Raw genomic sequence first — 4,320 nt, forward strand, 5'->3', positions numbered from 1 at the left:
ACAAAAACAAAAAAGGCCGGAAGAAGGAGAATTCTTCCGGCCGGGCCGCCCCCCAAGGCAGCCCCGCACTGCCTGCCCGCCTGTGCGTCGGGCGCAGGTAGTCGGCTGTGGAGAAATATGCTGGCTGCCGCCGTCAGGCATCCTCACGAGAGATGCCCGGCAAGGCGCACTTTAAAATTCAAAACGTTCCAGTTCCGGCACGGAGAAGTCGGCATGGAACAGGGCCGAATCCCCGGCATCGGGCCGCAGCAGCAGGCGCAGACACAGGGAGACCATCAGACAGGCCACCCCTGCCGGGGCCGTGGCGATGACGCCTTCGTGGCGGGCACTGCCCGCTTCCTCGCTGGTCAGCCCGGAAGCGTAGAGTTCCCGCAGATGCAGGCGTCCGGAACGGGCCGCACGTGCGAAGCCCTCGGCCCGCAGCACGGAGCCGTGCACGAACGGCACCCCCGCCGCAGCGGAACGTTCTTCCAATAGCATTTTCAGCGTAAGGTCGTCCAGACAATCCAGGGCCACATCCACATCCTGCAGCATGTCCGGCAAATTTTTTTCGTCCGCTTCCACATGCCGCACATCCAGGGCCAGATAGCCCGCCATGTCATGCAGGCCGCGCGCCGTGGCCACGGCCTTGGGCTGGCCCAGTGTGCTTTCCGTGCAGAAATACTGACGATTGAGGTTGCTCTCCTCAAAGATGTCGCTGTCGCACAGGCGCAGGCCGCCCACCCCCAGACGTGCCAGCAGGGAGGCCACATGCCCCCCGAGGCCACCGCAGCCCAGCACGAAGACACGGGTTTGCAACAGACGGCCCATTGCATCAGCGGAAAAAACACCGTAGTTTCTACGGAAGCGTTCCGGCCAGATGCCGTCTTGCAGGAGCGCGACCATCACCTCCCGTTCGGGAAGGACGGCCCCTGCGGCCAGCTGCCGGATGGCGGCGCCGCTGACGAAGGGCGTTCCGTCCGCAGCCCGGCGCAGCACATGCGGCCCGGCCCATGAAGCCAAGCTAGCGCCGTGCAGGAACGCGCCGAGGCGTTCCCGTATCCTGGACGCCGTCCAGGGCAGGAACGCCGCGGGATATTCCCCTTCCCCAGGGGATGGCGATGTGATGGGTGTCATGATCAACGGGCGTCTAACCTCCTCCGACAGCAGGAAAAAAGGCCACACGAGCACCGTCGCATATCTTGCTCTGGACCTCTTTTTGACGCCCGTTGATCATGACGATTTTTATCTCTTCCAGCGGCAGTCCCACCATCCTTGCCACATCGGCAGCCGTGGCGTCTTCGGGCGCATCAAGCGTTATCCCCGCTTCTGGATCATATCCCGGTACATAGTCCCGCAGGGTCGTGCTCAGTTTGACGAGTATGCTCATGCTGGCCTCCGATGATGGCGTCCGCCGGTCAAGAAAAAGTGTGACGATCCGGGCCCGCCCCAAAGGCGGGCCCGGTCTCAGTCTATGCTACTTCTTGATCCAGTTGAAGACCGTCTTCAGCTCTTCGTGCGAGATGTCGAAGGTCGTGTTGTGCGGGGCCACGGGCTCGTCCACGAAGAAATCGGGCAGGTGGTCGGCGGCTTCGGTGATGCCGGCACGACGGTTGAAGTCGATTTCGGTGGAGAGGATGCGCTGGCCCAGGGTGACCACGTCGTCACCGGTCAGCTGCCAGCCGTACTTGGCGTTGAGCATGTCCACGATGGCGGCCAGGGCATCCGGGATGTCCAGGATGGCGAAGGCGGTGAACAGGCACAGGCCCACGGAGTCCACGGAAGCCGTGGCGATCTGCAGGTTGCGGGACAGTTCCACCTGGCCTTCGGGCTTCAACGGATCGACCTTGCCGCCGCAGCTCAGGATGTTGGCGGTCACGGCGTAACCGGCGGTGTGGTCGGCGCCCATGGGGGTGGTGGCGTAGGTCACGCCCACGCCCTTGACGGCGCGAGGATCGTAGGCGGGCAGGCTCTGGCCCTTGACGCAGGGCACGCGGCGCACGCCGAACACGCGGCCGGTGGTGGCGGTACCGCAGCCGATGATGCGGCCCAGGGGGGTACCGTCGCTGATGCCCTGCATGGCGGCCTTCACGGCTTCCACGTCACCGTAGGGGATGCCGCCGCCGGCCATGGCAACGCCCACGGCCACGCCCACGTCGATGGTGTCCACACCGATGTCGTCGCACATGTAGTCGAAGCGGCTCACGGCGTCGATGTCGCTGATGCCGCTGTGGGGACCGAAGGACCACAGGGTCTCGTACTCAGGCCACTTGCTCTGGAACTTGCCCTGCTTGTCGGGGAACAGGCCGGAGCAGCGGATGATGCAGCCGCTCATGCAGCCGTGGGCCACGGCACCTTCGCCGCCGCGTTCCTTGGTCAGGCGGTTCATGGTCTCGCCGGACACGCCTTCGTGCTTGTCGAACTGGCCCACGGAGAAGTTGGCGGTGGGCAGACCGCCGGCTTCGTGCAGGATGTTCACCAGCACGCCGGTGCCGTATTCGGCCAGGCCCTTGCCGGTGATGGGATGCTCGGTCAGGGCCTTGGCGAAACGCTTGGAAGCTTCGCGGAAGGCCTTTTCATCCACCAGAGGATGGTTCTTGCCGCCCTCGGGGTTGATGATGATGGCCTTGAGGCCCTTGGAGCCCATGACGGCACCCACGCCGCCGCGGCCGGCATGACGCATGGGACGCAGCTCGCGGTCGGTGAAAGCGATACTGGCGGCGGTCAGCTTGAACTCACCGGCGCGGCCGATGGTCACATAGCTGCACTTGTCGCCGTAGGTCTCCACCAGTTTGGCGACGGCGTCGAAGTTGTTGAGGCCGGCCACGGTGGAGGGCACCAGCTTGGCGGAGTCCTTGCTCAGTTCCAGCTGCCACCATTCGCCTTCGGTGGCCATGTCTTCAACGATGATGGCCATGATGCCCAGCTTGGCCAGATGGCCGCCGGGCTGGCCGCCGGAGTTGGCTTCCTTGATGCCTTCGGTGAGGGGGCTCTTGCAGCCCACGGAAATACGGTTGCCGTTGGGGCTGTTGGTGGCGCCCAGCAGGCCGGGGGCGAACACCAGCTTGTTGTGGGGGCCCAGCGGCGTACAGATGGGGTTGACTTCGCGCGCCACGATGGTGGAGGTCAGGGCACGACCGCCCAGACCGGCGTATTCTTCGGGGATATCTTCAAACACACAGGTCTTGGTGGCCATGTTGACCCGCAGGAAACGGAACATGAGACTCTCCTTTGATTGATGCAAAACAAGGCAGTTCAGCAGTACATCCATCCAGTTTGCCCCACCTTAGTCCCGTGGAAAAAATTTGGTCAAGAAAACGGAAAAACAGACACGCTTCCGGCCCTGCCCCTCCCCCAAAAGGACACGCTTCCGGCAGGGATGCGGCCCTTGAAGCGCTGATCCTTTAAAAAATTTCATAAAACGCGACAAAAAACACGCTTTTGCCTGCCGATTTCCAAATCAGGGGAAAAAGCGTGTTTTTTTGTGGCTGCAGGCATGGTCCCATGCGCTCCCTTCCTCCCGTCCGCTCCCCTGCCGCAACCTGCCCGCTGTCCAACCGGCCCGTCCCGGCGGCGCCTGTCCCGCTGCCCTGTCCCACATCCGGCCGCCGGACAGCGTATAGCTGTGCCGGACAGCCCTGCACGGCCCAGGCCGGAAGGACGACAGGGGCAGGGCGGGCCTTCACTTCACGGCTGCCGTCCGCGACAGCTTTCGCCAAGGAGGATGCTATGAGCACAACGTACGGATATGTCAGGGTCTCCAGTACCGACCAGAACACCGACCGGCAGCACCTGGCCCTGCAGGAGCAGGGCATCCCCCCGGAACGTATCTTCACGGACCGTCTTTCGGGCAAGGATTTCCAGCGGCCCCAATATCGGGAGCTCCTGGCCCGGCTACGCCCCGGGGACCTGCTCTGCGTCACGAGCATCGACCGGCTGGGAAGGAATTATGAGGAGATACAGCGGCAATGGCGCATCCTTACCCGGGACATGCGCGTGGACATCCGCGTACTGGACATGCCGCTGCTGGACACACGAAGGGACAGGGACCTGCTGGGGACGTTCATCGCCGACCTTGTCCTGCAGGTGCTTTCGTTCATCGCCCAGAACGAGCGGGAGAATATCCGCCGGCGGCAGGCGGAAGGCATCGCGGCGGCGCGCTTGCGGGGCATCCGCTTCGGCAGGGAACCCAGGCCCCTGCCCCGCAATTTCGTCGAGATCTACGAACTCTGGAAAACAGGGGCCATCCCGACGACGGAAGCGGCGAAACGCTGCGGCATGGCACGCTCAACGTTTCGCTATCGGGCTGAATCCATAAGGAAAAACGACTGCTGACATGGC

The 4,320-nt window shown here is 63.7% G+C and carries 4 protein-coding genes; 1 reads left to right on the forward strand and 3 read right to left on the reverse strand.

Annotated features, from left to right (window positions below):
- Positions 1-171 precede the first annotated feature (171 nt).
- The 3 genes from DESPIG_RS06825 to DESPIG_RS06835 all read right to left on the reverse strand — a co-directional run bounded on the left by DESPIG_RS06825 (position 172) and on the right by DESPIG_RS06835 (position 3,199).
- On the reverse strand, positions 172-1,002 hold the full coding sequence (locus DESPIG_RS06825) for a HesA/MoeB/ThiF family protein (RefSeq protein ID WP_050760287.1): 831 nt from the start codon (positions 1,000-1,002) through the stop codon (positions 172-174).
- 127 nt (positions 1,003-1,129) lie between these two features.
- Positions 1,130-1,369, reverse strand: coding sequence for a MoaD/ThiS family protein (locus DESPIG_RS06830; RefSeq protein ID WP_006006681.1), 240 nt, complete (start codon positions 1,367-1,369; stop codon positions 1,130-1,132).
- An 87-nt stretch (positions 1,370-1,456) separates the two neighbouring features.
- Positions 1,457-3,199: an aldehyde ferredoxin oxidoreductase C-terminal domain-containing protein gene (locus DESPIG_RS06835; protein ID WP_040369641.1), complete on the reverse strand. Its 1,743-nt coding sequence runs from the start codon at positions 3,197-3,199 to the stop codon at positions 1,457-1,459.
- A gap of 509 nt (positions 3,200-3,708) precedes the next feature.
- On the opposite strand from DESPIG_RS06835, the gene DESPIG_RS06840 reads away from it, so the two are divergent.
- Positions 3,709-4,314: a recombinase family protein gene (locus tag DESPIG_RS06840; protein ID WP_006006689.1), complete on the forward strand. Its 606-nt coding sequence runs from the start codon at positions 3,709-3,711 to the stop codon at positions 4,312-4,314.
- Positions 4,315-4,320 lie beyond the last annotated feature (6 nt).

The sequence above is a fragment of the Desulfovibrio piger ATCC 29098 genome, assembly GCF_000156375.1.
Taxonomy (GTDB): domain Bacteria; phylum Desulfobacterota; class Desulfovibrionia; order Desulfovibrionales; family Desulfovibrionaceae; genus Desulfovibrio; species Desulfovibrio piger.

Excerpts from the sequence above, each read along its gene's own strand:
- DESPIG_RS06830 (WP_006006681.1), bottom strand. The coding sequence starts at position 1,369 with ATGAGCATACTCGTCAAACTGAGCACGACCCTGCGGGACTATGTACCG.
- DESPIG_RS06835 (WP_040369641.1), bottom strand. The coding sequence starts at position 3,199 with ATGTTCCGTTTCCTGCGGGTCAACATGGCCACCAAGACCTGTGTGTTT.
- DESPIG_RS06840 (WP_006006689.1), top strand. The coding sequence starts at position 3,709 with ATGAGCACAACGTACGGATATGTCAGGGTCTCCAGTACCGACCAGAAC.